Genomic DNA, 25,735 nt, shown 5'->3' with positions numbered 1-25,735 from the left:
TGCGCTCAGCCTTGGTAGGCAGTCGAGACGGCTTCGTGAACGATTTCGCCTGCGTGGATGTTGACGGCGGTTTGCAGCGGGCCGGTGTCTTTTACAACGCCTTCGATCCCTGCCGCAGCGACTTTCAAGATCCAACGCATGGTTGCGTTGCAGAGTGCAAAGGTGCTCGTCCGGCCGACCGCTCCGGGCATGTTGGCGACGCAGTAGTGGACGACCTCGTCGATGATGAAGGTCGGCTCGCTGTGCGTGGTCGGGCGACTGGTTTCGATGCATCCGCCTTGGTCGACCGCGACATCGATGACCACGGCGCCGGACTTCATGATCCGAAGGTCTTCGGCACGAACCAAGTTGGGGGCGCGGCCACCAGGGATCAGCACCGATCCGATCACGAGGTCGGCTCGTTCCAGTTGTTCGACGATGTTGTCCCGATCGCTGTACAGCGTGTTCACGTTGGCGGGCATCACATCATCGAGGTATCGCAAGCGATCCAGGTTGACGTCGAGGATGGCCACATCAGCTTGGAAACCCGCGGCGATTTTGGCCGCGTTGGCTCCCACCACGCCGCCACCGAGAATGGTGATGTGAGCGGGGGCGACACCAGGAACACCGCCCAGCAAGATGCCGCGTCCCATCTGAGGTCGTTCGAGGAACTTCGCACCCTCTTGGATGCTCATCCGTCCGGCCACTTCGCTCATCGGTGTCAGCAGCGGAAGTTGTCCCGAGCTGTTGCGGAGCGTTTCGTATGCCAGGCAGGTTGCGCCGCTGTCGAGCATGGCTTTGGTCAGCGAGTCGTCGGCGGCGAAGTGAAAGTACGTGAACACCAGTTGGCCGGGACGAATCAATTCGTACTCCGACGGCTGAGGCTCTTTGACTTTCACAATCAGATCCGCTCGCGCGAAAATGTCCTCGGCCGTGGCAACCAATTCGGCACCCGCTCGGAGGTAGTCATGGTCGGGCAATCCCGATCCCAGGCCCGCGCCGGCTTGGATCAAAACGGTGTGGCCGGCTTGAGTCAGTTCCGCGACCCCCACCGGCAACATGCCAATACGATATTCGTCGGTCTTAATTTCCGAGGGCACGCCAACAATCATGAATCACTCTGCTCGATGGAATTCGTTCAAAAGGGTTTGGTGAAGTCGGTCCGCCTCTTCTTGTCGCAAACGCACCACGTTGTTGAAGTCGTCGACATCATCGGGCTTCAAGTACAAGTGACATCGCTCGACTGCATCACTGGGCAAGGATTGGTCGTCCGAAGGAACGTAAAACCAATCGTTGGTGGTGATCGCAATGGGAACGCTGCGATGTTGGGTGATAACACGCTCTGTGGGTGATGGCGACGAGGGATTCGAGGGCAAAGATTCCTCGGGTTTGGATTCTTCCGTTGGAGCGTCCGCAACGTTTTCACAAGCGAACAGATGGGTTGGCAAGAGATCCCCACTTGGGTTGGCCAAGCGGGTGCCGATCACCGCAGCGACTTCATCGGCCGAGGCCACCAATCGAGATCGCAGTCCAGATCCGCCCGAACAGACCAGTGGCACGTGCAGGTGACACGAACGCCAGGGCCCAGTGCGATGCCCGATCGAACCGTTTTGTCCCAGGGCGAAACCGCTGGTTCCACTGAGCACGATCGTTTCGTCGGGGGCCAACACCGAACCCAAAATGTCGAGCATGGCGTCGACCAATTTGATCTGACACCCATAGGTACGCATCCAGGTGGTGATCCAGTCTGGGTCGTCGTCCGCTGTGATGGAATGGTTCGGCGGAGTGGCTGATTCGACGATGAAGGGGACTGGATCATGGTCCTCGCCGAGCTCCTCGGCCGGAAGGTCTTCCCCGGATTCCTCGTCGTAGTAGCTGGGTTCGTCCGCGATGGTGTCGTCGCTGAGTTCGCGGGGGGCGTCCCAGCAATGTGTCAGGAAACGCGTGTGCAGCCAAACGGAGTCGCCTTGTGCGAGCCGGTCCGCGGCGAGGGCGGTCAAGCGGCCGATGGAGGTGTCCTCGATGTCAATTGCCTCGGATTCATCGTCCGCGTCGGGGGCCGTCTCCAGGTCGCTTTCCAGCAAGATGATTTCTTCAAACATGGCTGCGGAATCTCGTTCCAGCAGTCGCGGGTCGTCGGTGATGACGACGATGTGATTGGCCTGCGGGGTTCCCGCCAAGGTGTTCGCCCACCGGTCCCATTGTTCCAGTGGATCGGTGACCGGCGTGATCGCTCGATTCCATGTGGTGCCTTCGGCCGCCAAGCGATCGATAGCGGGGGTCCGATTCCAAGACGATCCATAGGCGGAGATCGCAGCGGGGGTGAATCCTTCCAGCGTGAAGATCAGCATGCGTTGCTTGGGACCAAATTTGCGTTGCGGCAGAAAACGTGACGTAGGGTTGAAAGTGCAGTCTATCGCGGCATGGTCACTCTCAAAATGACGGGAGCACCGATTGTCGCGGTTGGAACGATTTTTCAACCACTCATCGAATACGCTCCGCCATGAATTCGGCTTCTTCCGTCAGTTCGTATCCCGCTTCATCCACCTCTGCCTCGCCGGTGGTGGTGCCACCGGCTTCGCAAGAAGCCCCGGGCAAATTTCAATCGGGGCCACGATTCGGAACCACGGTTCTGACAAAACCCGAGGCCTCGGTCGGGACCGCGCCGCCTTTTGTTCGCGACACCGTGAACGTTTGGGATGTGCCCTTTGATCGTTTGGACATGTGGCAATCCGTTGATGCGATCGATCAATTGATCCTCGCTGGAACGCCGCAGTACGTGATCACGGCGAACTTGAATTATTGCATGCTGCATCACCGGTCCACTCAGCTTCAGCAGATCACCCATCGGGCGGCGCTGGTTTTAGCGGACGGGCAACCGATCGTGGCTCGCAGCAAATTGACCGATCGACCACTGCCCGAGCGAGTCGCAGGCAGCGAACTGATCATTCACTTGTGCGGACGAGCGGCCCAGCGCGGTCATCGCGTTTACTTCTTGGGCGGTGCACCCGGTGTTGCTGACAAAGCGTCCCAGCGATTGAAAGCCATGTACCCAGGCCTGCGGATCGCCGGTTGCGAATCGCCTCCATTCCGCAATTTGACGCCGGACGAACAGGCTGCTCAAGACGCGAGAATTCGTGAGGCTGGAACGGACCTGTTGTTCGTTGCGTTTGGGCAACCCAAAGGTGAACAATGGATCGCCGAACATGCCACTCGCATCGGCGTGCCCGTCAGCATTCAGCTGGGTGCGTCGTTCGACTTCTTGGCCGGGACCGCGAAACGAGCCCCTAAGATTTTCCAGAGCACTGGCATGGAATGGGCCTATCGAATGCTCAGCGACCCCAAACGCCTGGTGCCACGCTACATGTCCAACATCGGCTACCTGTGTTCCGCATTGACCGCGGATTGGAAGAACACGGTCAAGGGCTGGGGCATGAATTCCTGAATCCAAATGGATTCGCACTCCGCATCAGCCGCCGTTGGCGGTGACAATGCTGGGATCAGGTTGCCACAAGTACAAGAACGTCGGCATCGCACTGCGATCCAAACCTGGCAACTGGATGGGCAAGATCGATGTCATTGGAACATTGGGAGTGACATCAAATTCGGACATCGCTCGGTCGTTGTCTCGACGCAAAAGAACCAATGCGGGCGATGAGGAAAGTCCCGCCATGCTTCCTGCCAGTGACACGGCGTCGTCGAGGTATCCGGTTTGGTCGACCAAACCCAGTGAGTGCGCTTGCATTCCGGAAACCACGCGGCCATCAAACGGAATCGGATTGCTTGGTTCATCCGCTGGCATTTCTCCGTCCGCGTCTTCCGGTTCGTCAATTTTCGCTGCGTTGACGTCCCTGGTGACCACCAAACGGTCCCCACGGGATGAGCGGACTTGTTCAATGAAACGTTCGTGGAATTCATCCGCCATTGCTTGCAGCAAATCTCGCTCGTCACGCTGCATCATTCGTTCGGGCGAACCCACATCGATTTTGTCTCCCGATTTGATCGGCAGGGAAACAATGTTGAACTGACCCAGCGTGTCTTCCATGTTGTAGTTGTTCAGGATCACCCCGATGCCGCCGACAACCGAGGTGGGGTGCGCAACGATGGCATCGGCATGTGTTGCCAAGTAGTACGCGCCCCCAGTTCCGGTGGTCATCAAGCAGGCAACGACTGGGATGCCGCGTGTGTTCTTGAGATGCTGAAGCTGGTGAGCCAGCATGTCCGAGGCCGTCACACCTCCGCCGGGGGAATTGATCCGCAGGACAACCGCGGAGATGGTGGGGTCGGATTCGATCCAACGCATCTTTTCGCGAAACAAGGCAACAGGGTTCTCTCCCATCGAGCCAAACCCGCTGAAGTTGCGGTCGATCAGCAACCCGTCCACATCGACAATCGCGATTCGTGAGTTGGAGCCGGGCGACGCTGCGTTGATTTCAACCGGACGGATTGGCGAGGCCGTGTTGTCGGTCTTGCTGACCGTGGTCATTGTGCCATTCATGTTGATGTCGCCGTCGACACCCATGTCTCCTTGGACACCCATGTCGCCATCGATCCGCATGTTCCCACCCACCAGGGCTCGCATGGGATGCGAACAACCCGCCATGCTCAGCACACCAGCCCAGGCGACAACGCTCGTGAAGAACGCCCGTGCGACGGAGAAGCGACCAGGTTTTTCGCGGCGTGGCACGTGGTTTCCTGATGCGAGCGGGATGACGGAGTGGGGCGTGTGCCAACGATGGAACGCCTGTTTGATCGAATCGAACGTTTCGCTCGGGAGAATGAGTTTGATGGGTGCGACCGGTTTGACACGCACAAGCAGAAGAATCGTCGCAACCGTCAAAGTGGATGGTTGGTGAGAGCGACAAAACTCGAACGGATTCAACGAGTGGTGTCGCGGGTGAGCTAAGGTTCGACATGACCTTGCTTCTCATCTTGATTCTGTTGGCGATCATCCCGTGGTCGATCCCGATGCTGCGCGGCGCCCGCACGTGGACGTTGGTGATGGCCGTGTTGTTTCTGGGAACGGTCTTTGGGCCGGCCTTTTTCGCGTTCAATGGATTCATCCAAATCAGTTTGGACCGATTGCTTTGGGCCGCTGTGATCGGAGTCGCGATTTTCCGTGTTCTGACTGGTGAGAACCAATTGCCCGCGGTGACCCGAACCGATGGCATCGTGTTTGGATTTGTCGCGGTGGGGCTGCTGAGCTGTTTGCGATTTGGAATGTTTGGGGAAGCCCAGCCACCGATCGCCCGCTGGTTGTTCTACATGGCGCTGCCGTGCAGTTTGTATGTGGTGATGCGTACCGCGACGTTCACGCCGCAGGACATTCGCCGGATGGTCACCGTGTTGATTGGTTTGGGGGCGTACCTGGCATTCACGGGTGTGATGGAGATGCTGGACGTGCGCGCGTTGGTGTTCCCACGGTTCATCAACGATCCCGAGGTCTGGGAGTTCTACGGTCGCGGACGTGGCCCGCTGCTGAATCCCGCCGGCAACGGGATTTTGCTGACCTTGGCATTGGCCGCCTGTGCCAGTCGCTTCTTGGAATGCGGACGCCATGGGAAGGCGTGGTACACGGCGCTGTCGTTGTTGATTCTGGCTGGTTGCTACGCCACGTTGACGCGAAGTGTCTGGTTGGGAGCGATCGCCGCGATCGGCTGGATCGGACTGATCTATGTCCCTCGCCGGATTCGAATTGTGGCTCTGGCTGGTGTGGTCGTGTTCAGCGGCGCGATGGCGATGGGCCTGAAGGATCAAATCATGAGCATGAAACGGGACAAGGCGTTGAGTGCTGCGGACGCTGCCAAGAGTGTGGAGTTACGACCTCTGCTGGCTTTGGTCGCTTACGAGATGTTCTTGGACCGGCCTCTCGGCGGGCACGGGTATGGTCACTACTTCGATGCGGCGGAACCGTATCACGCCATTCGACGCCACGGCGTGCCACTCGAAAACGCGCGGCCCTACATGCAACACAACGTTTTCTTGTCGGTGTTGGTTGATTTGGGGTTGGTTGGCCTCAGCCTGCACCTGTTGCTGTTGACGGTGCTGTTCTGTCTTGCCTGGCAGCTTGCGTCCGTCAAGCATGCCGACGCGACGAGGTCACAGATGCGAGCGACGTTGTTGGATGTCGGCAAGGAAGATCATCGCCGAACCGTTGGCATCTTGATGCTGGGATTGCTCAGTGGTTACGTGTGCAACGGGATGTTCCACGAAGTCGGCATCATCGAGATGGTGCACATGTACCTGTTTGCCACCGCAGGTGTTCTGGTCACGTTGCATCAGTCGTCAGAGTCACCGGCAGTGAGTCCAGTGGTTCGTTGGAATCCGTTTCTTCATTGGTCGCCCAATTCAAACGCTGGCCATGCTGCGGTCCACGGCGAACGAAATTCTTCCCACGGTCAACATTCGTTCTGAGTCCGTTGGGCCAATTTCCAGCCATGTGAGGTTGGACTTTTTGGGTGGCCCAATCTTCTGGAGTCAGCCGGATGGATTGAAGTGAATCGGGCAGTGGAACGGCATCATTGACCGACAGTTCCATCAGCCATGAGAGAGCCATCAGGGGTTCCAGTGCGGTGCTGGACAAATCCAGTCCCAGCAATGAGATGCTTTGCAAGTGATCGCAACGAGCCAAGGTCGAAATGCCTTTGGCGGTCAGTGCCGTGTCGTCCAAACGCAAGCGTCGAAGGTTCTTCAAGTTCGGCAGGTCTCGCAGATCATCGTCACGCAGGGGTGTGGCGATGGCGTTGAATTCCTGCAGCCCAGGCCAGCAGAGGAAGTGTTTGGCCAATCCCCGGGGATAGCGACTGCCTGGCAAAATCAGCGAGTGCAGTTGGCGACTTTGGGTCAAGCTGCTGAGCGTTGAAGAATTCAGCACGCCTTGTTCCAGCGTGAAGGAAAGCAGATGCGGAACATCTTCAATCACAATGTCCTTTGTCTTGGGCCGACGAATGGAGATTTCAGTCAGGCTGGGAAGATTGATGACACGGATGGTTTCTGCGCCTGGAGCGACTCGCAACCGGCTGACCAACGATTCCAGGTTCACCAATTCGATGTGTTTGGCTCGCAAGGTCCGTGTGGTGAAGGCGCGTTTCAATTTGGGCTGGTCGATGATCCGGATTGTGTGGAGCTCTTCCCAAGGCAATTCCAAGACTTCCCAGTGATTGTGCATGGCCAGCAGGCGAGGGACGACCTCGGGATCAATGTCCGCTCCCGAAACCGAGAGTTCTCGAAGCGAGCTGACGTCGCAAAGTTCTTCCAGTTGACGTGGATCCATTCCGCAGCGGTCCAGCGTCAGGGACTTCAGGAACGAACACGCTTGCAGTTTTGAAAACTCGCACGTCGTCAGGTTCATGCCATTCAGGTTCAATGATTGAAGCGAAGGAAGCGAGGCCGCGAAAGCCATCAATCCCCGGGGCGACTTTCGTTTTGGAAGTGGTGTCCCGGATGCCATGGCAGCGAACAATCGAGCGTCAACCAGTTCAGGAGGCGCTTCCCAACCACGCATGCTGCGACGGAAACGCCCGTATCCACCGGCGCGAGGGTGCTTGATGCGAACGGTGTGCAATCGGGGGCACTCCGACACTTCCCACTGGTCAAAATTCTCACCCGCCAAATCCAGGCTCGAGAGTGAGCTCAGCCCGGACATCTTCAGTGACGAGACCCAAACGATGTAGTCTTCTTCCTGTTCCGACCATTCCATCACAGAGGTCATCGAACCGAGCCCCTGCACATTGCGCAAACGCGGCAGTTCGAGCAAACGGAGGTCGATGGGAATGCCCGCGTCCAAAGACAGTTCGCTCAGGGCGGGCATCAATCGAACGGTCAGTTGGGATGCACGCGGATTCTTCTCGCCTGTCCGGCGTAGGTGACGAATCGAAAGTGACTTGAGATTGTTGGATTCTTCGAATAACCACGAACCCACGCTGGGGCCAATGGTTTGGATTTCCAGCGAGGTCAATGATGGAACCAACAACTCATCGGTGCAAATTGCAGTGCCGGGGATTCGACGCAGTGACAGGGACGACAGGCTGGTCAGGGACTGCACCTGAATTTTCGCGTCGGGCGCATGTTCCGTGGATGTCTCGATGTTGTTGAATGAGAGCGAGAGGCTGCGGAGCGACGGCAAGCGTTCCAGAACGAGGTTCGCGCTTTCAATGCTTGGGATGTTCGACCAGCGGAGGCCGGTGACCCAAGGATTCTCTTGAATCGATTGAAGCGTCTCGGGATCGATGTCGCCCTGCAGTGAGATGAACTGAATCGATGGGTAGTCGCTCCAATCAATCGACTGCATGTCGGTACCTGGAAGGCACTGGACGTGAACCGCATGAGTCCAAGGACCACGAAGGGCGAGTGGCAATCGCGCGACCATTGGATGATTGGTCGACCGGGCCAGTGTGATTCGCGATTCTTTGTCCAGCGTTCGCAGAGTGCGTTGGGTGGAATAGAAGTGCCAAGCCGAAACGACCAATCCCACCGACACGATGCTGAGCAGGACGCGACGGTAGCGAGTGTTTTCGACCCGCTTGGGGGACCACAGGACGTTCCATGGTGATTGTCCGGGGCGGATGTGGTAGGCGGCGTTGCCAGCCAAAGCGAGCAAGCCGATGCAGAACCAAAGGTCAATCCACAATCCCCAACCCAGGGTGCTCCAGTTTTCCAAGCCATCCTGCCCTTCGTTCACGGACAAGCGTGTTTGGTAAGCGTCCAAAGGGAATCCGCCGACATACCAGCGATGCCGAGGGCGGGGCGTGTTGGGGACTGCCTGTTCCATGGCAATCGCCTCTGCCGAGGGGGCGCCAATGGGCGAAAGGTCATTTTCAGAGACCATCAAGTCCGTGGCATCCCGCAGGAAGTTTTCGGTGATCAAACGCGGTTTCCAGGCCATTCCGAATAGCGTTCCGAGAATGGCCAGCGTTGCGATCGTCCGTATCCATCGACGCTGAGCCGACTTCAAAGTCACTGGTCTGGTTGGCTGCTTGTTCATAATGGATCCAACATCGGGCGACGCAAAATGTTTCGCTTCTGTTTTCAATTTGCATCCAAATTGCTTGGTGTAACCAGTCACTGCAACGGCTGTTCGAACGGTTTTCATGAACGAAAACGCCTAGTGATCCCCTGACGACACTGACTCCGCGGAACGGTAAGATTCGGCGCCATCGACAAACGTCTTTTTTTTGCGTTTCGACGCATTGGCCCGATGGGGATCGTTCTGGACGGAAGCGGCGGTTGACCGCTCTTGTCAATTTGGGTGCTTTGTCTCTTCTTGTATGGGTTGTCGAATTTTCATGAATGTCACGCAATTTCTGGAAACGCATTTTCGCCACTTCAATGCCCGCGAATTGTTGGCCTCGGCACAGGCTTATGGGGAATTTGTTGACGGCGGGGGCAAGATGATGGTGACTCTGGCCGGTGCCATGAGCACCGGAGAATTGGGGCTGTCGTTGGCCGAGATGATTCGCAAGGGGAAGGTCCACGCCGTTACTTGCACGGCGGCGAACTTGGAAGAAGACATCTTCAACCTGGTCGCTCACGACGAGTACGAAATCGTTGCAAACTGGCGAGCTCTTTCGGCAGAAGATGAAGTCAAACTTCGCGATCGTGGGTTCAACCGTGTCACCGACACCTGCATTCCGGAAACCGTGATGCGGCACCTTGAGGATCGGTTGGTGCCCATGTGGCAAAAGGCGGCTGCCGAAAATGCCGCTCGCATGCCCGCCGAGTTCATGTTCGACCTTTTGGACGATGAAGGGTTGGTTCAGCACTACCAAGTCCCTCGGGAAGACAGCTGGGTCGCCGCGGCAAAAGATGCGGGCATCCCCATCTTCACGCCCGGGTTTGAGGACTCCACGCTGGGCAACATTTACACCTCGCATGTCATCGACGGCAGCGTCTCCGGGCATGGGGCGTACGCGACGGGCACGAAACAAATGCAGCAACTGGCGGAGTGGTACCAAGCCACAATGAAGGACCCGATCGGCTTCTTCCAAATCGGCGGCGGGATCGCGGGCGACTTCCCCATCTGTGTCGTGCCGATGTTGATTCAAGACCTCAAGCGTGACATTCCGTTGTGGGGATATTTCTGCCAAATCAGCGATGCCACGACCAGCTACGGTGGTTACAGCGGAGCCGTCCCGAACGAAAAGATCACGTGGTACAAAATCGATGCCGACTCGCCGAAGTTCATGATCCAAAGCGACGCGACGATTTGTGCGCCGCTCGTGTTTGCTCACGTGCTCGGTTGGTGATGCTGAGTAGCAGGCATCCATCCAAGGGCGTTCAGTCGCCGTTTTGAATCTGTTCGACCAGCGACTGACGTTCCTGCATGTAGCGTCGTCGCTTGGCGTGGTATTCGTTGGTCTTGGAGAACGAACTGAACAGCCCCACGACGGCCATGACCAGGAAGATCAGTCCGAACAAGGCCATGGGGGCGAACATCATCGCCGCCATGCCGGTCCAGACCAACGCAAAGACGAACACAAAACCAAACCCGAAGATGGAAACGACCGGGTTGGGTGGCTGGGTGATCTGCCGCCCGTGTTTGTTGGTGCCCAGCGTTTGTAAACGCCACCGCTCCCACTGTTCATCGAGGCGATCCAGTGCGGCGTTGTGTTTGATCAACGCGACATCTTTGACGAGTGCGTTGGTTGTTTCTTTGAGGTCTTCGATCAGCTCGGTGGAGTACGACGAACCGGTGTGATGAATCGCCAGGTTGGCGTGGCAATAACCGCAGGTCACGTACTTGGCCTTCGGCTTGACGTCGATCGGCGCGCCGCAGTGATCGCAGCGAAGGGAAATCAATCTCGCGATCACGGCTTTCAAAATCCTTTCGGAGCCTTCGAACCAGACGTGCTTGGCTGCGAACTCAGGGCATGCGCCAACGGGAACTGGATCGAGAAGAAAATAGGAGGAGAACGAATCGTATCCAAGACGCGGCCCCGATCACTTCACGGCCGGGATGGCCGACCGCGAAGCAGTCGAAGATCGTGCGTGGAAAATCTTAACGAACGGCGTGGGGTGGTTCGCTGGAAAGCAATTGCAGTGCTTCCAAAGTTCTCGCGATTTGTGCGTCGTTGAGAGTGAAGTACTGGTCGCGGCCGTTGGCGTCCTCTGAGAACGTTGTCAAACCATCGTCAGCAACGGTGACCGTTCCGACGGAAGTCAAACCGAAGTAGTCACGATCTGGACGGACCAATTGCAAGACGCAGGTCAGGTCCCACGTCGGACGATCGTGAGGCGGTGGGTTGTAAGCGATGTAGGCTTCGGCCAAAGGATGGTGCTCGACGTAGCCGTAGTCTTGTTCAATGCTTTCGTGAGGGTAACGAAGCGCGATCCCGATCTCATAGCCACTCCAAAGAATCGGCGTTGGCCATTCTTTGGCAAGCTTTTGTGCTGCGGGAATGTCTTTGATGACGTTGTACTCTTTGTGGTCATGTGGCTGACCTTTGCTGTCCTTGATCTGTTCGAAGGCGCCCGCCATCACACTGAGACGCTGAACTTTCTTCTTGACGAGGTCTTTCCCGGACAGAGGGCTGAGATCGTCGGCGGGGGAATCGAGCAGGTCGGCCAAGTTGGTTGAGAATCCAACCTGCGCGATCACCACGCTGTTGTCTTCTGCTTCGGCAAGCACGCGACGCAAAACCTCGACGGCATGCGGAGCGTCTTTGCCACTTCGCAAGTCATGCGGGTAACGGTCTTTCCCGTCGTCCTGGATGGCGGCCAATCCGTTGAAGCGTCCTTCGCCGTTGGTGACGTCACTGCGGCAAACACCGATCGGAATGTCACCGCGGCCATAAAACGTGTTGACCACGTCTGCGAACGGGGCGGCCAATTCATGGTCTTTGGTGATCGTCACGGCCAGCAATTCGCACTCGCCACGTGACTGCAAGGAATGGATGACGCCCATGGCCAACGCGTCGTCGACGTCGTTTCCAAGGTCGGTGTCAAAGATCAATTGAACCGGTTGGTCGGCGTGAATGGGGGAGACGGAACCGAGGGTTCCGAAGCAAACTGTGATCGCGAGCAGCAGCGATCCAAACGTTTTTTGGGACATAAAGAAAGTGAAGGCGGGAGTGGGGTGGGAGATGGGGCACATGGCCGAAGTCACTTACTTTTGGATTTCACCCTCCCAGAGGCAGGGGGAAGTAAGTGCCATTCGGCGAACGGCGGCAAAGTGATCCTTCGCCGACGCCCCATCTTAACTGAATTCAATCCACTCGGCACTCGTTCCGTGCGCTGGACTTTTCAGGCTGGATTTTGAAGCACGCCCTCAACCGCTCGATGGGAGCAACGTCCACAACGCCCAGCCCACGAGAACGCCGCGGATCGACCAAGCGACTGTCCGAATCCAATTGGTCGCCACCAGCGTGTTGTGAACGTCGGTCTGAAATCCAGAAGCCAATTTGCCATGCGCCGGGACTTGCAATGCCGCGGTGCTGATCCAAATGATGAGTAGCAGCACCAAGCCAACCGCTGCCCAGGTCAACGAAAGCCCGGTGGGCCGCGTCATCAGCAATCCGACTGCGGTGGCGATTTCGATCAGCATCGGGATCGCGACGATCGGCGTGATCAATCGAGCATGGTCCGTCGCATACTTTGCAAAGACATCTTCTCCGACGCGGTCGAACATTTTGTAGTGGACGATTTGAACCATCCAAATCAATCCGACCATGTACCACGTCGACAGGACGTTCAGCAGAAACAGCAAATTCGCGTTCATGAGTCGGTTGTCGCCGACGGCTTGCGTTCTTTCCCAAGCAGTGTCCGCAAGCAGTCTTTCAACTCAGGAAAGCGAAACGCATAGCCGGTCTGCTGCAGGCGTTCCGGGATGACACGTGAACTGGCGAGCAGCAACACCTCGGCCATTTCACCCAATGCCAACCGGAGACCAAACTTGGGCGCCGGGAAGATTGCCGGACGATTCAAAACCTGCCCCAACGTCTTCGCGAATTCGCGATTTCGGATGGGGGCCGGCGCGACAAAGTTGACTGGGCCTGAGATCTCGTCGTGGTGAATGCAGTGGACGATCGCACCCAGCACATCGTCGAGAGCGATCCACGACCACCACTGGTTTCCATCGCCCAGTTTGCCACCCATCAGTTTGGCCGGCAACAGCATTTGTTGCAGTGCCCCACCCTGCGGAGAAAGCACCATTCCGAACCGTGTGTTGACCACTCGGATTCCTGCTTCGCGAGCCGGTTGGCAGGCGTCTTCCCACTGACCAGCCACCTCCGACAGAAAGTCGTCGCCGCTGGAAGAGGTCTCCGTCAGAACTTCTTCGCCGCGGTCTCCATAAAATCCGGTTGCTGAGGCACAAATCAGGACAGCGGGCTTCTGTTTCAGCTGGGCAAGCCCTTCGCAGAGTGCACGTGTTTTCTCGACACGACTTTCGCGGATTTGTTGTTTGACTTTGGGAGTCCACCTTTTGCCAGCGACCGATTTGCCCGCCAAATGAATGACCACATCGACCGTTTCAAACTTCGCGAATTCGGGAGGGCTGCCCCAAGCCGCAATGCTACTTGGTTTGCCGTGTTGATCCTCCGTGCCGTGCTCGTCTCGTGTGATCGTGACGACTTTGTGACCGAGCAAACTCAGCAGGGTGCACAGGCCACCGCCTACCAAACCGCTGGCTCCGGAGACGGCAATCGTTTTGGGACTCATGGGGTAATCGACCAACATCTGCAAATCATCCTGGGTGACTCGGTGGCGATAGGCGAACATCGCTTCGATGGTCCGGCGGGCCTTCCCGCTTCCGAGCAATTTGCCCGCCATTCCCGCAGGCAGTTTGTACTCGATCGCGTCGGTCAGCTGGGAATGCTTGGGGGCCAATGACTCAAATCGGTGCTGGTGACACCATCGGGAGAACGGGCCCGAGTCCTGAACGTCGGCGAAGCCATGGGGAGGCTGGCACCACACGTGCCGGGCTCGCCACCGCACCGGGATCCCGGCGATCTTGGTTTTCAAGGTCACGCGGCTGCCGGGGGCCAAGGATTGGTCCGAGTGTTCGAGTTGGACCTGTTCCCAGGGTGGCGTGAGTCGATTCAGGCAACCGGGGCGCTCGTGATACGCGAACGCTTGATCGATGCTGACGGGCAAGTCGACTCGCGCGATGTAATGCTGTGTTCCTGGTTGAGCTTGGCACTCAGCGGGAAGATCAACCGAGTGGCGTTGGTCGGGAACGCTCGGCTGTTGGACATCGGATTGCATATCAGAACCGGGGTGGTCGCTGTCCTGATTGATTGGGGAAGGCACTTGAGCTCAGGCTTCCAATTCCGCCAGTTGGACGTCGCCGGCCATCGCTCGCAATTTGTCCATCGCGCGCCGTTCCAATTGGCGGACGCGTTCCTTGGAAACACCCAGCCGATCGGCCAACGATTGCAGCGTGTGGACTTTCCGGTGTGGTCCCAGAGAGAAGCGGGCGCGAATGATGAATTTTTCTCGACGGTCCAAGTCGCCTAGCATCACGCTCAACCGGCTTCGCAATTCGTGCCAGCGTTTTTCACTGATCGCCGAGGAATGTTCTTCCTCTTTCAGATCGATGTCCATGTCCTGCAGCCCCCCTTGGACCTTTTGACGTTCTTGCTGATTCAACACAACGATGCGGTAAGAATTGCGGCGAACGACTTGCGTGGCGTAAGTGCTGAAGCGGAACCCGCGATCGAAGTCAAACTTTTCAACGGCTCGGATCAACGCCACGATGCCGTCGCTGAGTAAATCGTCAAAGGTGTTGTTGGGATTGACGAACTTCTTGACAATCGAAAACACCAACCGCAAGTTGGCTTCGACAATCCGGTCGCGATGCCAGTCCGCCAAAGCAAGCAGCAAATCAATCAACTCCAAGCGGTGACGAGAGGGACGCTCTGGGTTGAGAACACTGCGATGGATTGCGGCCTGTTGCAGGAGGTAGTTCATCCGTTCGAACAGCATCTTTTCTTGTTCGGGCTTCAGCAACGGTGCCTCACACAGTCGACCCAGGTGAATCGGAAGGTCCACACCGCTTCGACGAATCGTCGCGAGCCCCAATGCCGTTTCGCGGGGTGCCAACCCGAGTTCGGAGGAGAAGATCCGCTTGCCTTCTCGCGACATCGTGAAACGGTCGTTCGAGATGAAGTCGATTTCCGCTCGCAACCGTCGTTTGGTCAGCTTTCGCAAGGTTGGAGCGTCCGCGTGGGAGTGATCTGACAGCAGTGGCTGAACTTCCGTGACCGCCTGGGACAACTCAGGGCTCTGGAGCCAGGCAGGGCGACGGGCAGGGACGGAGGATGCGGTGAGGGTGGACATGTTTCGACCTTCTCGAATGGCTGGGCTGGGTGGCTGATAGCTAAATCGCGGGGTCAGTCAGGAAGTGCTGACGGCGGAAGTTGCCAAACGGCAATTCCGAGCCAGCGTCCTCTTCCAACCCAATGGACATTGCGTCACGTGTTCCGCAATTGACGTGCCGAACAGAAACACGAGGTGAACGTTTTGGTTGTTGGAAACGTTCATCTCGTCCATTGGTATAGCGGTGTGTGAAACAAGACGCAAGCGAATTCGACCAGTTTTTGGGAAAGGAACCATCGAGTGAATCCGAAACTGCGGTCTGAGGTGAACGTTTTTCGCTCCGAATTCGTCGATTGGGTGGTTCGAAATCGTTCACAATTGCCAATCGTTTACACTACAACGGTTCATTGGCGGTCTTAAAACGTTCAACGCATCGCATGAAACGTTCACGCCTCCCTCCCTCCCTCCTCTCGCCCCAAACGTTGCCGTGGCAGCTCGTCAGCCCCAGTTTTCTCCGAAGCAGATTGCCGCTGCGATGGAAGTCAGTGAGTCATCGGTCAAACGTTGGTGCGACAAGGGCACGATTCCCGTGATCAAGACCGCGGGCGGCCACCGAAGAATCACCTTGGATGCGTTGCAAGCCTTTGTGCATGCCAACGATCGGTGCCTGCTGCGTCCTGATGTGTTGGGGCTGCCCCAGTTGTCACCGAGTCGGACGACGCGAATTGAGGGCAATGCCGATCCACTGAACCAGCAATTTCGGGATGCGTTGGCGGCTGGTGAAGAAGTCACCTGTCGCGAGCTGTTGGCGAAGAAGGTGGCGTCAGGGGCCACGCGAAGTGAAGCCGCCGAATCGTTGATCACCGACGCGATGCACGGGTTTGGCGAGGCTTGGGATTGCAATGCTTTGGACGTCTATCAAGAACGTCGCGGGTGCGAAATTGCGATGCGGCTGATACACGAGCTGCGGTCCGAGCTACCCGCTCCGGCTTCCTCCGCCCCAGTTGCGATTGGAGGGGCGCCCGAGGGGGACCCCTATCAATTGCCCACGATGTTGGTGGAGCTGGCTTTGCGAGAAGTCGGTTGGAACGCGACGAGTTTGGGCAATGACCTGCCGATGGAAAGCTTCGTCCAAGCGGCTCACGACTATGACCCACAAATGGTGTGGATGAGCATTTCGTCGGTCAGCGAACCAGGCATGTTCGTCGCCGCTCAAAACCAGTTGGCTGAGTCACTCGGGGAGGACGTGCCGCTGCTGATTGGTGGCCGAGCGTTGAGCGACAAGTTGCGACCGCGTCTGCGTTACACGGCTCACTGTGATTCGCTTCGCCACTTGGTCGAATTGGCGGCGCTGATGCGACTGAATCGCGGGGCGTGAATGCCCGGCGTGAACCACCGGGGCTCACGCGATCGAAACTGGCCAACGGCCAATGCAGCGTCTTTCAACACGGCGTGGATTGGAAACCGCTGTTCGCGGTTGGGCAGATCACCCGGAGGACCGAGCGATGCTGTCGCGGCCGGTTCAACGAATGGTGACCGACGATCCTTCGGACAAGATGCCAAAGACGTCTCGCGAATAGTTGCCGGCGACGCTGATGCAGCCCTTGTCGGTGGGAGCGTTTGCGTCGGGGCTTCCGTGAATGCTCAAACCCGATCCCAAGTCAATCCACATCGACCCGTAGGGGTTGCGTGGGTTGCCGGGTGGGACGGGAGTCCCAGACATGTCGTAGTAGGTCTTGGCCGACTGTTTTTCTTGGATGGTGTAGGCCCCTGGTTTCGGAGCGGGGTCACTTCCAACGGCGATCTTGAAACGACCTGCGTACAAGTCGCCGACGAACATCGTCAGTTCTTGGTGTTTCAGATCGATGTCGCCACGAAACGGTCCACGGACCACTTTCAAATCGGTGCCGGGCAAGATGGTGACGGGGTCGTCCACGCCGTTGATGTTCGCCAGCAATTGCCAAGGCACTTCGTACTGGTCGGCGATGTCCATCAACGTTTCATTGGGGGCGACGCGATGCGGTTCGGCCAACAAGTGTTCGCTCGAGTAGATCACTTCAGCGGCAAGAGGGTCGAGCCGACTGAGCAATTCATCACGCTGTTCGCTGGTCAGGTTGGGTGTCTCGTAGAACAGGCTCAGCGTTGCCAGAGCTTCGCGGCGTCGATCCGAGTGGTACTGACGATCAGCAGTCGCGATTGCGTTGCTCAAACCTGCCGCGGCAATTTGATTGGGCTCGGCCGCAGCGTTTTCGCTGGTGGGGCGTTCCGACGAATCGACGGAAGCCACGGCCGCGTTGGGATCGGGAGCAGAGTACTTGGCCCCAGTCGAGGTGTATTCTTGATTTGGGTTGAGTTGAATCGGTGTGCTCGAACCAGGCGTCACTTCGGGCAACCGGCTGGCTTGCAGGTCGACCGCAGGTGAATCCAGATCGGACATCGAGAAGGATTCGGGTTCTGCACCGAGGTTTTCGGTTGCCGAGGAAGGCACGTCAGCGAAGCTGCGGTTGATCGAATCCATCGGCATGGTGTCCGCCGCTGCATTCGGCTCATTGGGACCGTTGGCCGCGAAACTCTCGGGAGAATTCAGGCCGTTGGCGGACTCATTGAGCGCCATGTCGAGGTCGTCAAAGCCTCCGCTGGACGCATTCCCGTTGGCGGTTCCGTCGTCGATTCCGAATTCCGCGAGGGGATCCAGACTGCCCAAGGCTTCCGGAATCCCGTCGCTGATGTCAAACGTGTCCGCATCAACGATCAGGTCCCGCGCCACTTCAGGTGGCAGCGCATCGGGAGGAGTCGTCATGGAAATCCAGGCCCCGTAAAGGACCGTCGTCATGAGTACGACGATAGCGGCTGTTTTCAAAGTCTGCACGGCTGTTTCTCCCCTGCCGGGTACGTGCTCACAAGTCGGATTTTGTATGGGCAGCCTCTTCCATAGTGAATTCAATTGCCCCGCGACCAGCCCAATCTTTGGAGTGTGTGAACCGCATTTGGATCCGGAGCCGAACTTCGAGACGGGCGAACTTCCCCGACGTCCCTTCCGGGCGACGCCGTCGTGCAGCTTTGTGGCGTTGCGTTTGGGCGGCCCCAGACCGTGTACGCCGCCCGAAACGCAGTTTCGGGCGGCCGAGAGAGCTCGTTCAAGCGTTCAAGGGGAAGTACGCTCGAGCGGGTCAGTCGAACCCGTTGCCCGCCTCATAAAGGTCTTTGACCTGCTCGGTGGAGAAAGCTCCCTCGAAGATGGCCAGTTCATCAATCCGGCCTCGCAACTCTCGATTGTAGCGAACCGTTTCGACGCGAAGGGACGGTTCCGCTGCGTTGGCTTCTTCATCTGCTTGGGTGGTGCCGGGATCCGTGACCGTTGATCCGAAGGCTCCGATCGTGCACGGACCAAAGACAATCGAAGTCTCGTTATCCCATTGTCTTTGCTGAGCGGGTTCGCCATCGATGTAGTAGGTGGCCACTCTCTTTTGAGCGTCGATCGAAGCCGCCAGATGCGTCCATCGCCCCAAAGGAACTTTCTTTTGCACTGAGTGAATCGTGTAGGCTCGAGACACGCCGACGCTCATGCCACCGTTCCTTTGGATGTTCCAGTGGTGCTCACCGGGTTGCCAATCTCGTGTGTTGAAGAACGCTTGCAACGCTTGATCGAATCGATTGACTTGGATCCAACCTGAGATCGTGAGTGCGTCAAAGGTCCCTGGTAGATCCAGTTCCACACGATCACCGGCACGTTCTAGCAGGAGGGCTCCTTTGTTCGGCCAGCGGCCTGTCGCCCAGATACAACCTTGGATTTGGCCATCGATTGCCAAACCCGATTGACTCCGATCGCGAAGCAAGGTGGGAGCGTCCGGAACCGGTTCAAAGTCGAAGTACAACAGCGTGGAGGGATCTTCACGTCTTGCCGTGCTGTCGGCGAGCCAACGTTGGTATCCAATTTTGCTGCGGGTTGTAAACGCGACATCATCGGTTGTCGAAATTTGCTGGGTGCCCGTTGACGTCAAGTGCACGGCCGTGTCTTCCAGGATTCGCCGTGAGGGGTGATTGGCGGTGTGCACGTTGACCTCACCAGCGAACACGTGCAGTTCCACGTCCTGTTCTTCGCTGACGTAGACTCCGAATTCGGTGCCCAGGTCCTCGACATCGGCGGTGGGCGTCTGGATCACAAAGCCATGGCCAGTCTCGGGAACGATCGCTCTCGCTCGACCGGCGTCCATCTTCATCCGTAACGAATTGACGATGGTGAACCGCGCCGGAGACTCAATCGACACATCCACGCCGCTGTCAAAGCGAAGCGTGATGGAACCGTCGGTGAGTTCGTAATCCCCCATGTCGAAGGAATTGTTCTGGGGCGACAAACCATCGTTGAACCGGTGGTTGTAACCCGTCACCAACCAAGCCACCTCGGACGAGTCCCGCGTTGCTGATTCGTCGTCATCGGACTGCGGTGCCGTTGGCTGAACCGCAGCCGATTCAGCCGTGGCGCCCGTCGGAGTTGGTTTCCAAACGCCTGAGTACAACACGCCAACCACGGCAATCAAACTGGCCGCAACCGCGACTGTCAGCCAACCGGCATCGACGCGTTGCGGACCAGCGACCGAGCGTGGAATCGGCTCGTGCGACTCCGATTCGTGTGGACGCTGCTCGCTCGGAAGGGATGGCGGCGAACTTTCTTCCGTGCCAATCTCTTCGTTCCAGTAATGTCGCAACTGCGCATCAATTTCAGCTGCACGACGAAAGCGGTCTCGGTAGCTTCGCTTTGCCTCCAGCGCCAACCGGAGTTCGGCTTGCTCGGTTTCGTTCAACTCCTCGAGAAAGTACTTCTCGATCAAGTCCTGGATCTGTTGTTCGTTCATGAGCAGAGATTTCAGTTTGGTAGATCGAATTCGGCCGAGGAAAGTCGCTGCACCACACAGTCGTGCAACTTCACGCGGAGACGTCCGATCCGCTTGTACAAACTATTCGCGGAATGCCCGCCTGCTTCCGCCAATGCCAGCACGCCGCCTCGCGAGGTGTGAGGGGCGAGCAATAACTTTTGGTGGTCTTCGCTGAACGACTGCAAACAATGCTGGATGGCGGATTGTTGTGCCTGCCGCATTTCAGCCTCGTCCTCCGCCGATTCGTCCATCAGCTTGGAAATCAATTCTTCGTTGAGCACCCAATTCTGACGGGCGTGTCGACGACGCGCTTTCAATATTTCAAAACGCAGGATGACTTTGGACCAAGGCAGAAACTCGTCATCGGATTCCAGTTGCTGAATCTTTCTCCACATCACCAAGCTGGCTTCCTGCAGCACGTCGTCGACCGCGTTCCAATCCGGCAAAAACGCGCGAGCGATGCTGGCGAGTTCTCGCTCGTGCTTGAGGAACAGCGATAAGAAGCGACCTTCGTCCATCATCGATTGGCTTCAAGTGAGATCGGGTTCGAGTGAGCGGGGAAGATTGGGGGATCGATCTTGCCTACCAGCGGCCCGCCTGACGCTGTCATGCCACCAACAAACTCCCGCTGCCCAGTGAACTTGCCGGTCAAAATCGGAAAAAAATGAATCAAATGCAGGCAGGTTCCGGCCGGAGTGGGAGTATGCAGGACGACAACCGATCACAATGGTGTTTTTTGGGCGTGCAAGCGTCTCGTGGCGAGGTTTTTTATGCTGAATTTCCGTTTCAAATCCTTTCGATCATCTTACGTGGCTTGCCTCGCGGTCGCTGCGTTTGCGTCTTTCGGGGCCTCGCCCGCGAGGGCCGATGAGATTGAGTCGGTGGATTTCAGCAGTCAAGTCCGACCGATCCTCTCGGATCGCTGCTTTCACTGTCACGGCCCCGACGCGGACAATCAAGATTCCGAGTTCCGATTGGATAGCCAAGAGAACTTGATCGCTGATTTGGGAGGCTACGCCGGCGTCGTGCCCGGCGATCTGGAGGCCAGCGAACTGATCGCTCGCATTCGCAGCGAGGACGAAGCGGACATGATGCCGCCCCCGGACAGCAATCGATCGCTCAGCGAAGAAGAAAAACGAATCCTCGAACAATGGGTCGCTCAAGGCGCACCCTACGAAGGGCACTGGGCGTTCGAGCCACCGACCCGGCCGGAGGTGCCCACTGAAGCGGTGGCCAAGTCGGGATGGTCGCAGGACGTGATCGATCGCTGGTCGAAGAACCCCATCGATGCCTTCCTGGCAGAGAAACTCCTCTCCAACCAGCTCACGCCTTCTCGTGACGCGGATCCCGCCATCCGTCTGCGACGCGTTGCCCTGACTTTGACGGGGCAGTTACCAAGCCCTGAACTGCAGGACGAATACTTGGCCGACCCGAGTGAGCAGGCCTTCGAAAAAGCGGTCCGCGAATTGATGTCGACGTGGAATTATGCCGAACGTCAAGCGTTGTTGTGGATGGACGCCGCTCGCTATGCCGACACCGACGGCTATCAAAATGATCCCGAACGCAGCAACTGGCCCTGGCGAGACTGGGTGATTCAAGCGTTCCACGACAACATGCCGTTTGATCAGTTCACGGTCGAGCAACTCGCCGGTGACATGCTCCCCAATGCAACCGACAACCAGCGACTCGCCACCACGTTCAATCGGAACCACCGTCAAAACAGCGAAGGCGGCGCACTGGCAGAAGAGTTCTTGGTCGAGAACGTGATCGATCGCGTGGAAACAACCGGAACCGTTTGGCTCGGTTTGACTCTCGGATGCACGCGTTGCCACGACCACAAATACGACCCCATCACGCAACGAGAATTCTATCAGTTCTACGGTTACTTCAATAACATCGGCGAGCGAGGAATCGGCAAAGGCGTGAGCGCCAACCCCACGATGAAGTTCGCTTCGCCCCTGGCGACAGCGTCTCCGAAAGAACTCGCCGCGGTGCAGCGGGCCGAACAAGCCATCCAGGATGCCGAGGTGGGAATCCATCAAAGGATGAACCAGTGGGCAGACGAAACCCAGCGACTGCTACAAACGTCCATCGACGTGAAATGGCAAAACGTCACACTCGACAAAGTGCAACTGACCGGTGACGGGAAACTGGAAAAGGAGTCCGAGCACACGGTTGTCTTCCAACCCACCGAGGGACAAGACGCCAAGGATGTTGCCTATGAACTCGTGATCGACGATGACGTTTCGGGCACGAGCCTGTTCAAGTTGACCGCTTTGCCTGACAAGCGGTTTGGGGCGCCTCGCAAGTTGGCACCCAGTGTGAACGGCAACTTCGTGTTGACCGACGTTGAGATTCATGTCGGCGACCAAAGCCAAACCGTGCAATCCGTTTCCGCTTCCTTTGAACAGCCCAACTACCCCGCGTCCAACGCAATCGATGAGGATCCCAAATCGGGTTGGGCCGTCTTTGAACCGAATGCCAAAGACGAATCCGTCGACATCACTTTCCGCTTGCGAAACCCCATTCCGGCCGCTGCCGGGCAACCCACGAAGCTCATCCTTCGATTCAACAGCCCGTTCGCGAATCACGTCATTGGCAAACTTCAAGTCGAACGTTCCGAGTCGGTTGCCGAATTGCCCCAGCAGGTTGCTGAGTTGAGTCAGAAGCTGAAGGACATCCTGCTGAAAACCGCTGAAGATCGGACGAAAGCGGATCACAATCAGTTGCTGGCCCACTACCGCAAAATCGACCAACCACTGAAGGCCGCCCAACAGCAATTCTCCGCTGCTGAGAAGGCGCTGATCCTGAAAACGGGACCTCGCGTCCCGGTCATGGTGATGAAAGAACGCGAGGGGAATCCGCAACCGGCCTACCTCTTAGATCGAGGCCAATACGATCAACCGGTGAAAGACGATCCCTTGCCGCGTGGCGTTCCCGCGGCCTTGCTGTCTTCGTCGGATGCCTCGCAACCACAGGATCGTTTGGAACTGGCCCGCTGGATGGTCTCCCGTGAAAACCCACTGACCGCCCGAGTCGCGGTCAACCGGATTTGGCAAAGTCACTTCGGAACTGGCATCGTCAAAACCGCCGAAGATTTTGGTTTGCAAAGCGAGATGCCCAGCCATCGTGCATTGCTCGATTGGTTGGCCGTTGAGTTCATCGAATCCGGCTGGGACGTCCAAGCAATGCATCGTTTGATCGTGACCAGTGCGGCGTTCAATCAATCGTCCAAGCGAAAAAACGGCCACAACGACCCGGACCCTGGAAATCGATTGATCAGCCGCGGCCCTCGCTATCGCGCTGATGGGTTCGTGATCCGTGACCTGGCTTTGCAAGTGGCAGGAATCGCGAATGACAAAGTCGGCGGGCCTTCGGTGAAGCCCTATCAACCCAGTGGGTTGTGGGAAAGTGTGGCTGCCAGAGCTGGCACGCGTTACAAGCCCGATCAGGGCGACAGCCTCTATCGAAAAAGCATGTACTCGTACTGGAAACGTGCCGTCAATCCGCCGCGTCAAACGATTTTTGACGCCAGCGGCCGAGAGGTTTGCAACGTCCGCGTTCGACGCACCAACACGCCGCTTCAAGCCTTGGTGTTGATGAATGATCCGACGTTTGTGGAGGCCGCTCGGAACCTCGCTCAACGTGCCTTGCAGCTCGATGCCACCGACGACGAACGGCTCTCACAACTCGCTTTCTGGGCGATCGCCAAACGACCTTCACCATCCACGTTGAAGGTGATGTCGAGCAATTTGTCTTACTTCCAAGACCACTACCAAGCCGCCCCGGAAGCCGCCCAAAAACTGTTGGCGGTCGGGGAATCCAAACCGGACAGCCAACTGGATGCTCAAGAACTGGCAGCCATGACCGCCGTTGCCCACCTGATCTTGAACACCGACGAATTCATCACCGTTGAATAGAGAACATGCCATGAAACCCAACGACATCACTGCCGAGCATCGCATGATGCTGACTCGCCGTCATTTCTTTGGCCGATCGGCGTCGGGAGTCGGCATGGCGGCGCTGGCGTCCATGATGGGACGTTCCGCGATGGCGGAAAACAATGCGCCGGCCGCTTCCCAATCAAACGCTCCGCAACCCGACTTCCCTCCACCCAACGGGGTGATGAAGGAATATCACACTCCGCCCAAAGCCAAACGGGTCATCTACTTGTTTCAAAGCGGTGCCCCGTCCCAGCAAGAATTGTTCGACTACAAACCTGCCTTGCAGGAACACGAAGGCAAGGAACTGGCTGATTTCGTCGACATGAATCAGCGAGTGACGGGAATGACGGCGGGGCAAAAATCGTTTCCGATGGCCGGCTCGCGGTACAAGTTCGCCAAGCACGGAGAAGCGGGCTTGGAATTGGGCAGTGAGCTGATTCCAAAGATTTCAACGCTGGCCGATGACATGTGCTTGATCCGCTCCATGCACACCGAAGCGATCAACCACGACCCCGCGATGACCTTCTTCCAAAGCGGGAATCAATTGCCCGGCCGGCCCAGCGTGGGATCGTGGCTGCACTATGGATTGGGCACGATCAACGAAAATCTGCCCACCTTCATTTCCATGGTGTCCCGTGGCACGGGGCGTCCCAACTGCCAACCGCTGTACGATCGCCTTTGGGGAAGTGGGTTCCTGCCGTCCACTTACGCCGGCGTCAAACTGATGAGCGTCGGGGATCCGGTGCTGTACCTGAGCAACCCGGATGGCTTTGATGCCAAGGCCCGTCGCCGCATGCTCGACGACCTGCAGCAACTCAATCAAGAGAAGCTGGACGAGTTTGGTGATCCCGAGATCCATTCGCGAATTCAGCAATATGAGTTGGCATACCGAATGCAAACCTCGGTGCCGGACCTGATCGATTTCTCTGACGAGCCTCAGCATGTTCTGGATGCCTACGGTCCCGACGTGACCAAGCGTGGGACGTACGCCTACAACTGCTTGCTGGCGCGTCGTTTGGCGGAACGCGATGTGCGATTCATCCAGCTCTTCCACATGGGATGGGATCAACACTTCACGCTGCCGAAACAGTTGCCCGGCCAGTGTCGGGACGTCGATCAAGCGACAACGGCGTTGGTGAACGACTTGAAACAACGCGGACTGTTGGAAGACACACTCGTCGTTTGGGGAGGCGAGTTCGGACGCACCTCTTACTGCCAGGGAACGCTCAACGCAGAAACCTATGGGCGGGATCACCATCCACGTTGTTTCTCGCTGTGGATGGCCGGTGCCGGCGTCAAACCAGGGATGGCGTACGGAGCGACTGACGAGGTGTGTTACAACATCACCGAGAACCCCGTCCACGTGCACGACCTGCACGCCACGATGCTGCATCTTTTAGGTATCGATCATGAACGCCTCACCTACCGTTTCCAAGGCCGCTACTTCCGCCTGACCGATGTCCACGGAAACGTCATCCGAGACATCCTGACTTGATCAATCGAGGGTCAGGCCGGTCACTTCGCGTCATCGACGTCGGCCCCGTCCGGGGCGGCGTTGGGAGCTCTGCGAACGTTCTCGGGGCTTCCGCCCCGAGCTAACGATGTCGGCCCCTTCCGGGGCGAATGTGGATGGCTCCGGAGGAGCCTGCGTTGGTAGCTCGGAGCGGAAGCCCCGAGACCACA

17 protein-coding genes and 1 pseudogene are annotated in these 25,735 nt (G+C 57.6%); 6 read left to right on the top strand and 12 right to left on the bottom strand.

The annotated features are described in order from the left end of the window. Positions 1 to 5: 5 nt before the first annotated feature. Positions 6 to 1,091, bottom strand: a complete 1,086-nt coding sequence (gene ald, locus PSR62_RS20645; RefSeq protein ID WP_274404880.1) for an alanine dehydrogenase — start codon at positions 1,089 to 1,091, stop codon at positions 6 to 8. A gap of 3 nt (positions 1,092 to 1,094) precedes the next feature. Next, the gene (locus tag PSR62_RS20640; protein WP_274404879.1) at positions 1,095 to 2,330 is read right to left on the bottom strand and encodes a sulfatase; all 1,236 of its coding nucleotides are present in this window, start codon (positions 2,328 to 2,330) and stop codon (positions 1,095 to 1,097) included. 152 nt (positions 2,331 to 2,482) lie between these two features. Between PSR62_RS20640 and PSR62_RS20635 the strand changes: the two genes are divergently transcribed. Continuing rightward, complete coding sequence (locus PSR62_RS20635; RefSeq protein ID WP_274404878.1) at positions 2,483 to 3,424, top strand: WecB/TagA/CpsF family glycosyltransferase; 942 nt, start codon at positions 2,483 to 2,485, stop codon at positions 3,422 to 3,424. A 24-nt stretch (positions 3,425 to 3,448) separates the two neighbouring features. Here PSR62_RS20635 and PSR62_RS20630 read toward each other — a convergent pair whose 3' ends face one another. Beyond that, the gene (locus PSR62_RS20630) at positions 3,449 to 4,819 is read right to left on the bottom strand and encodes a S49 family peptidase (protein WP_443217311.1); all 1,371 of its coding nucleotides are present in this window, start codon (positions 4,817 to 4,819) and stop codon (positions 3,449 to 3,451) included. A 5-nt stretch (positions 4,820 to 4,824) separates the two neighbouring features. Between PSR62_RS20630 and PSR62_RS25615 the strand changes: the two are divergent. Then, positions 4,825 to 5,946, top strand: a pseudogene (locus PSR62_RS25615) (O-antigen ligase family protein); the annotation flags it as partial. Between the two features lie 301 nt (positions 5,947 to 6,247). Here PSR62_RS25615 and PSR62_RS20620 read toward each other — a convergent pair. Next, the gene (locus tag PSR62_RS20620; RefSeq protein WP_274404877.1) at positions 6,248 to 8,962 is read right to left on the bottom strand and encodes an adenylate cyclase; all 2,715 of its coding nucleotides are present in this window, start codon (positions 8,960 to 8,962) and stop codon (positions 6,248 to 6,250) included. A 301-nt stretch (positions 8,963 to 9,263) separates the two neighbouring features. Between PSR62_RS20620 and PSR62_RS20615 the strand changes: the two genes are divergently transcribed. Continuing rightward, complete coding sequence (locus PSR62_RS20615; RefSeq protein ID WP_274404876.1) at positions 9,264 to 10,223, top strand: deoxyhypusine synthase family protein; 960 nt, start codon at positions 9,264 to 9,266, stop codon at positions 10,221 to 10,223. A 31-nt stretch (positions 10,224 to 10,254) separates the two neighbouring features. On the opposite strand, the gene PSR62_RS20610 is transcribed toward PSR62_RS20615, so the two are convergent. The 5 genes from PSR62_RS20610 to PSR62_RS20590 all read right to left on the bottom strand — a co-directional run bounded on the left by PSR62_RS20610 (position 10,255) and on the right by PSR62_RS20590 (position 15,255). Continuing rightward, positions 10,255 to 10,788 carry a zinc ribbon domain-containing protein gene (locus tag PSR62_RS20610; protein ID WP_274404875.1) on the bottom strand — a complete coding sequence of 178 codons (534 nt, stop codon included), beginning with the start codon at positions 10,786 to 10,788 and terminating at the stop codon, positions 10,255 to 10,257. Between the two features lie 187 nt (positions 10,789 to 10,975). Then, positions 10,976 to 12,028: a nucleoside hydrolase gene (locus PSR62_RS20605; RefSeq protein WP_274408269.1), complete on the bottom strand. Its 1,053-nt coding sequence runs from the start codon at positions 12,026 to 12,028 to the stop codon at positions 10,976 to 10,978. A 216-nt stretch (positions 12,029 to 12,244) separates the two neighbouring features. Next, the gene (locus PSR62_RS20600; protein ID WP_274404874.1) at positions 12,245 to 12,694 is read right to left on the bottom strand and encodes a hypothetical protein; all 450 of its coding nucleotides are present in this window, start codon (positions 12,692 to 12,694) and stop codon (positions 12,245 to 12,247) included. Further along, positions 12,691 to 14,181, bottom strand: a complete 1,491-nt coding sequence (locus tag PSR62_RS20595) for a TIGR01777 family oxidoreductase (protein ID WP_274408268.1) — start codon at positions 14,179 to 14,181, stop codon at positions 12,691 to 12,693. Before PSR62_RS20595 ends, PSR62_RS20600 begins: the two co-directional genes overlap by 4 nt. A gap of 51 nt (positions 14,182 to 14,232) precedes the next feature. Further along, positions 14,233 to 15,255: a sigma-70 family RNA polymerase sigma factor gene (locus tag PSR62_RS20590; protein WP_274404873.1), complete on the bottom strand. Its 1,023-nt coding sequence runs from the start codon at positions 15,253 to 15,255 to the stop codon at positions 14,233 to 14,235. A gap of 466 nt (positions 15,256 to 15,721) precedes the next feature. Between PSR62_RS20590 and PSR62_RS20585 the strand changes: the two genes are divergently transcribed. Continuing rightward, on the top strand, positions 15,722 to 16,612 hold the full coding sequence (locus tag PSR62_RS20585; protein ID WP_274404872.1) for a MerR family transcriptional regulator: 891 nt from the start codon (positions 15,722 to 15,724) through the stop codon (positions 16,610 to 16,612). Between the two features lie 144 nt (positions 16,613 to 16,756). On the opposite strand, the gene PSR62_RS20580 is transcribed toward PSR62_RS20585, so the two are convergent. The 3 genes from PSR62_RS20580 to PSR62_RS20570 form a co-directional block, all read right to left on the bottom strand. Then, positions 16,757 to 18,034 carry a L,D-transpeptidase family protein gene (locus PSR62_RS20580; protein WP_274404871.1) on the bottom strand — a complete coding sequence of 426 codons (1,278 nt, stop codon included), beginning with the start codon at positions 18,032 to 18,034 and terminating at the stop codon, positions 16,757 to 16,759. A gap of 370 nt (positions 18,035 to 18,404) precedes the next feature. Next, positions 18,405 to 20,087: a LamG-like jellyroll fold domain-containing protein gene (locus PSR62_RS20575; protein ID WP_274404870.1), complete on the bottom strand. Its 1,683-nt coding sequence runs from the start codon at positions 20,085 to 20,087 to the stop codon at positions 18,405 to 18,407. An 11-nt stretch (positions 20,088 to 20,098) separates the two neighbouring features. Continuing rightward, on the bottom strand, positions 20,099 to 20,629 hold the full coding sequence (locus PSR62_RS20570) for a sigma-70 family RNA polymerase sigma factor (protein WP_274404869.1): 531 nt from the start codon (positions 20,627 to 20,629) through the stop codon (positions 20,099 to 20,101). A gap of 288 nt (positions 20,630 to 20,917) precedes the next feature. Here PSR62_RS20570 and PSR62_RS20565 point away from each other — a divergent pair, with 288 nt between their 5' ends. Both PSR62_RS20565 and PSR62_RS20560 read left to right on the top strand, forming a co-directional pair. Further along, positions 20,918 to 24,028 (top strand): PSD1 and planctomycete cytochrome C domain-containing protein, encoded by a 3,111-nt coding sequence (locus PSR62_RS20565; RefSeq protein WP_274404868.1) that lies wholly within the window; start codon positions 20,918 to 20,920, stop codon positions 24,026 to 24,028. Between the two features lie 10 nt (positions 24,029 to 24,038). Further along, positions 24,039 to 25,547, top strand: coding sequence for a DUF1501 domain-containing protein (locus PSR62_RS20560; RefSeq protein ID WP_274404867.1), 1,509 nt, complete (start codon positions 24,039 to 24,041; stop codon positions 25,545 to 25,547). Positions 25,548 to 25,735 lie beyond the last annotated feature (188 nt).

The sequence above is a fragment of the Rhodopirellula sp. P2 genome, assembly GCF_028768465.1.
Classification (GTDB): Bacteria; Planctomycetota; Planctomycetia; order Pirellulales; family Pirellulaceae; genus Rhodopirellula.
The sequence above is the reverse complement of the archived record's forward strand: the minus strand, read 5'-3'. Positions and strand labels throughout refer to the sequence as shown.

Coding starts and splice junctions, on each gene's coding strand:
- ald (WP_274404880.1), bottom strand. CDS start 1,091: ATGATTGTTGGCGTGCCCTCGGAAATTAAGACCGACGAATATCGTATT.
- PSR62_RS20640 (WP_274404879.1), bottom strand. CDS start 2,330: ATGCTGATCTTCACGCTGGAAGGATTCACCCCCGCTGCGATCTCCGCC.
- PSR62_RS20635 (WP_274404878.1), top strand. CDS start 2,483: ATGAATTCGGCTTCTTCCGTCAGTTCGTATCCCGCTTCATCCACCTCT.
- PSR62_RS20620 (WP_274404877.1), bottom strand. CDS start 8,962: ATGAACAAGCAGCCAACCAGACCAGTGACTTTGAAGTCGGCTCAGCGT.
- PSR62_RS20615 (WP_274404876.1), top strand. CDS start 9,264: ATGAATGTCACGCAATTTCTGGAAACGCATTTTCGCCACTTCAATGCC.
- PSR62_RS20605 (WP_274408269.1), bottom strand. CDS start 12,028: ATGTCCCAAAAAACGTTTGGATCGCTGCTGCTCGCGATCACAGTTTGC.
- PSR62_RS20600 (WP_274404874.1), bottom strand. CDS start 12,694: ATGAACGCGAATTTGCTGTTTCTGCTGAACGTCCTGTCGACGTGGTAC.
- PSR62_RS20595 (WP_274408268.1), bottom strand. CDS start 14,181: ATGCAATCCGATGTCCAACAGCCGAGCGTTCCCGACCAACGCCACTCG.
- PSR62_RS20590 (WP_274404873.1), bottom strand. CDS start 15,255: ATGTCCACCCTCACCGCATCCTCCGTCCCTGCCCGTCGCCCTGCCTGG.
- PSR62_RS20580 (WP_274404871.1), bottom strand. CDS start 18,034: ATGACGACTCCTCCCGATGCGCTGCCACCTGAAGTGGCGCGGGACCTG.
- PSR62_RS20575 (WP_274404870.1), bottom strand. CDS start 20,087: ATGAACGAACAACAGATCCAGGACTTGATCGAGAAGTACTTTCTCGAG.
- PSR62_RS20570 (WP_274404869.1), bottom strand. CDS start 20,629: ATGATGGACGAAGGTCGCTTCTTATCGCTGTTCCTCAAGCACGAGCGA.
- PSR62_RS20560 (WP_274404867.1), top strand. CDS start 24,039: ATGAAACCCAACGACATCACTGCCGAGCATCGCATGATGCTGACTCGC.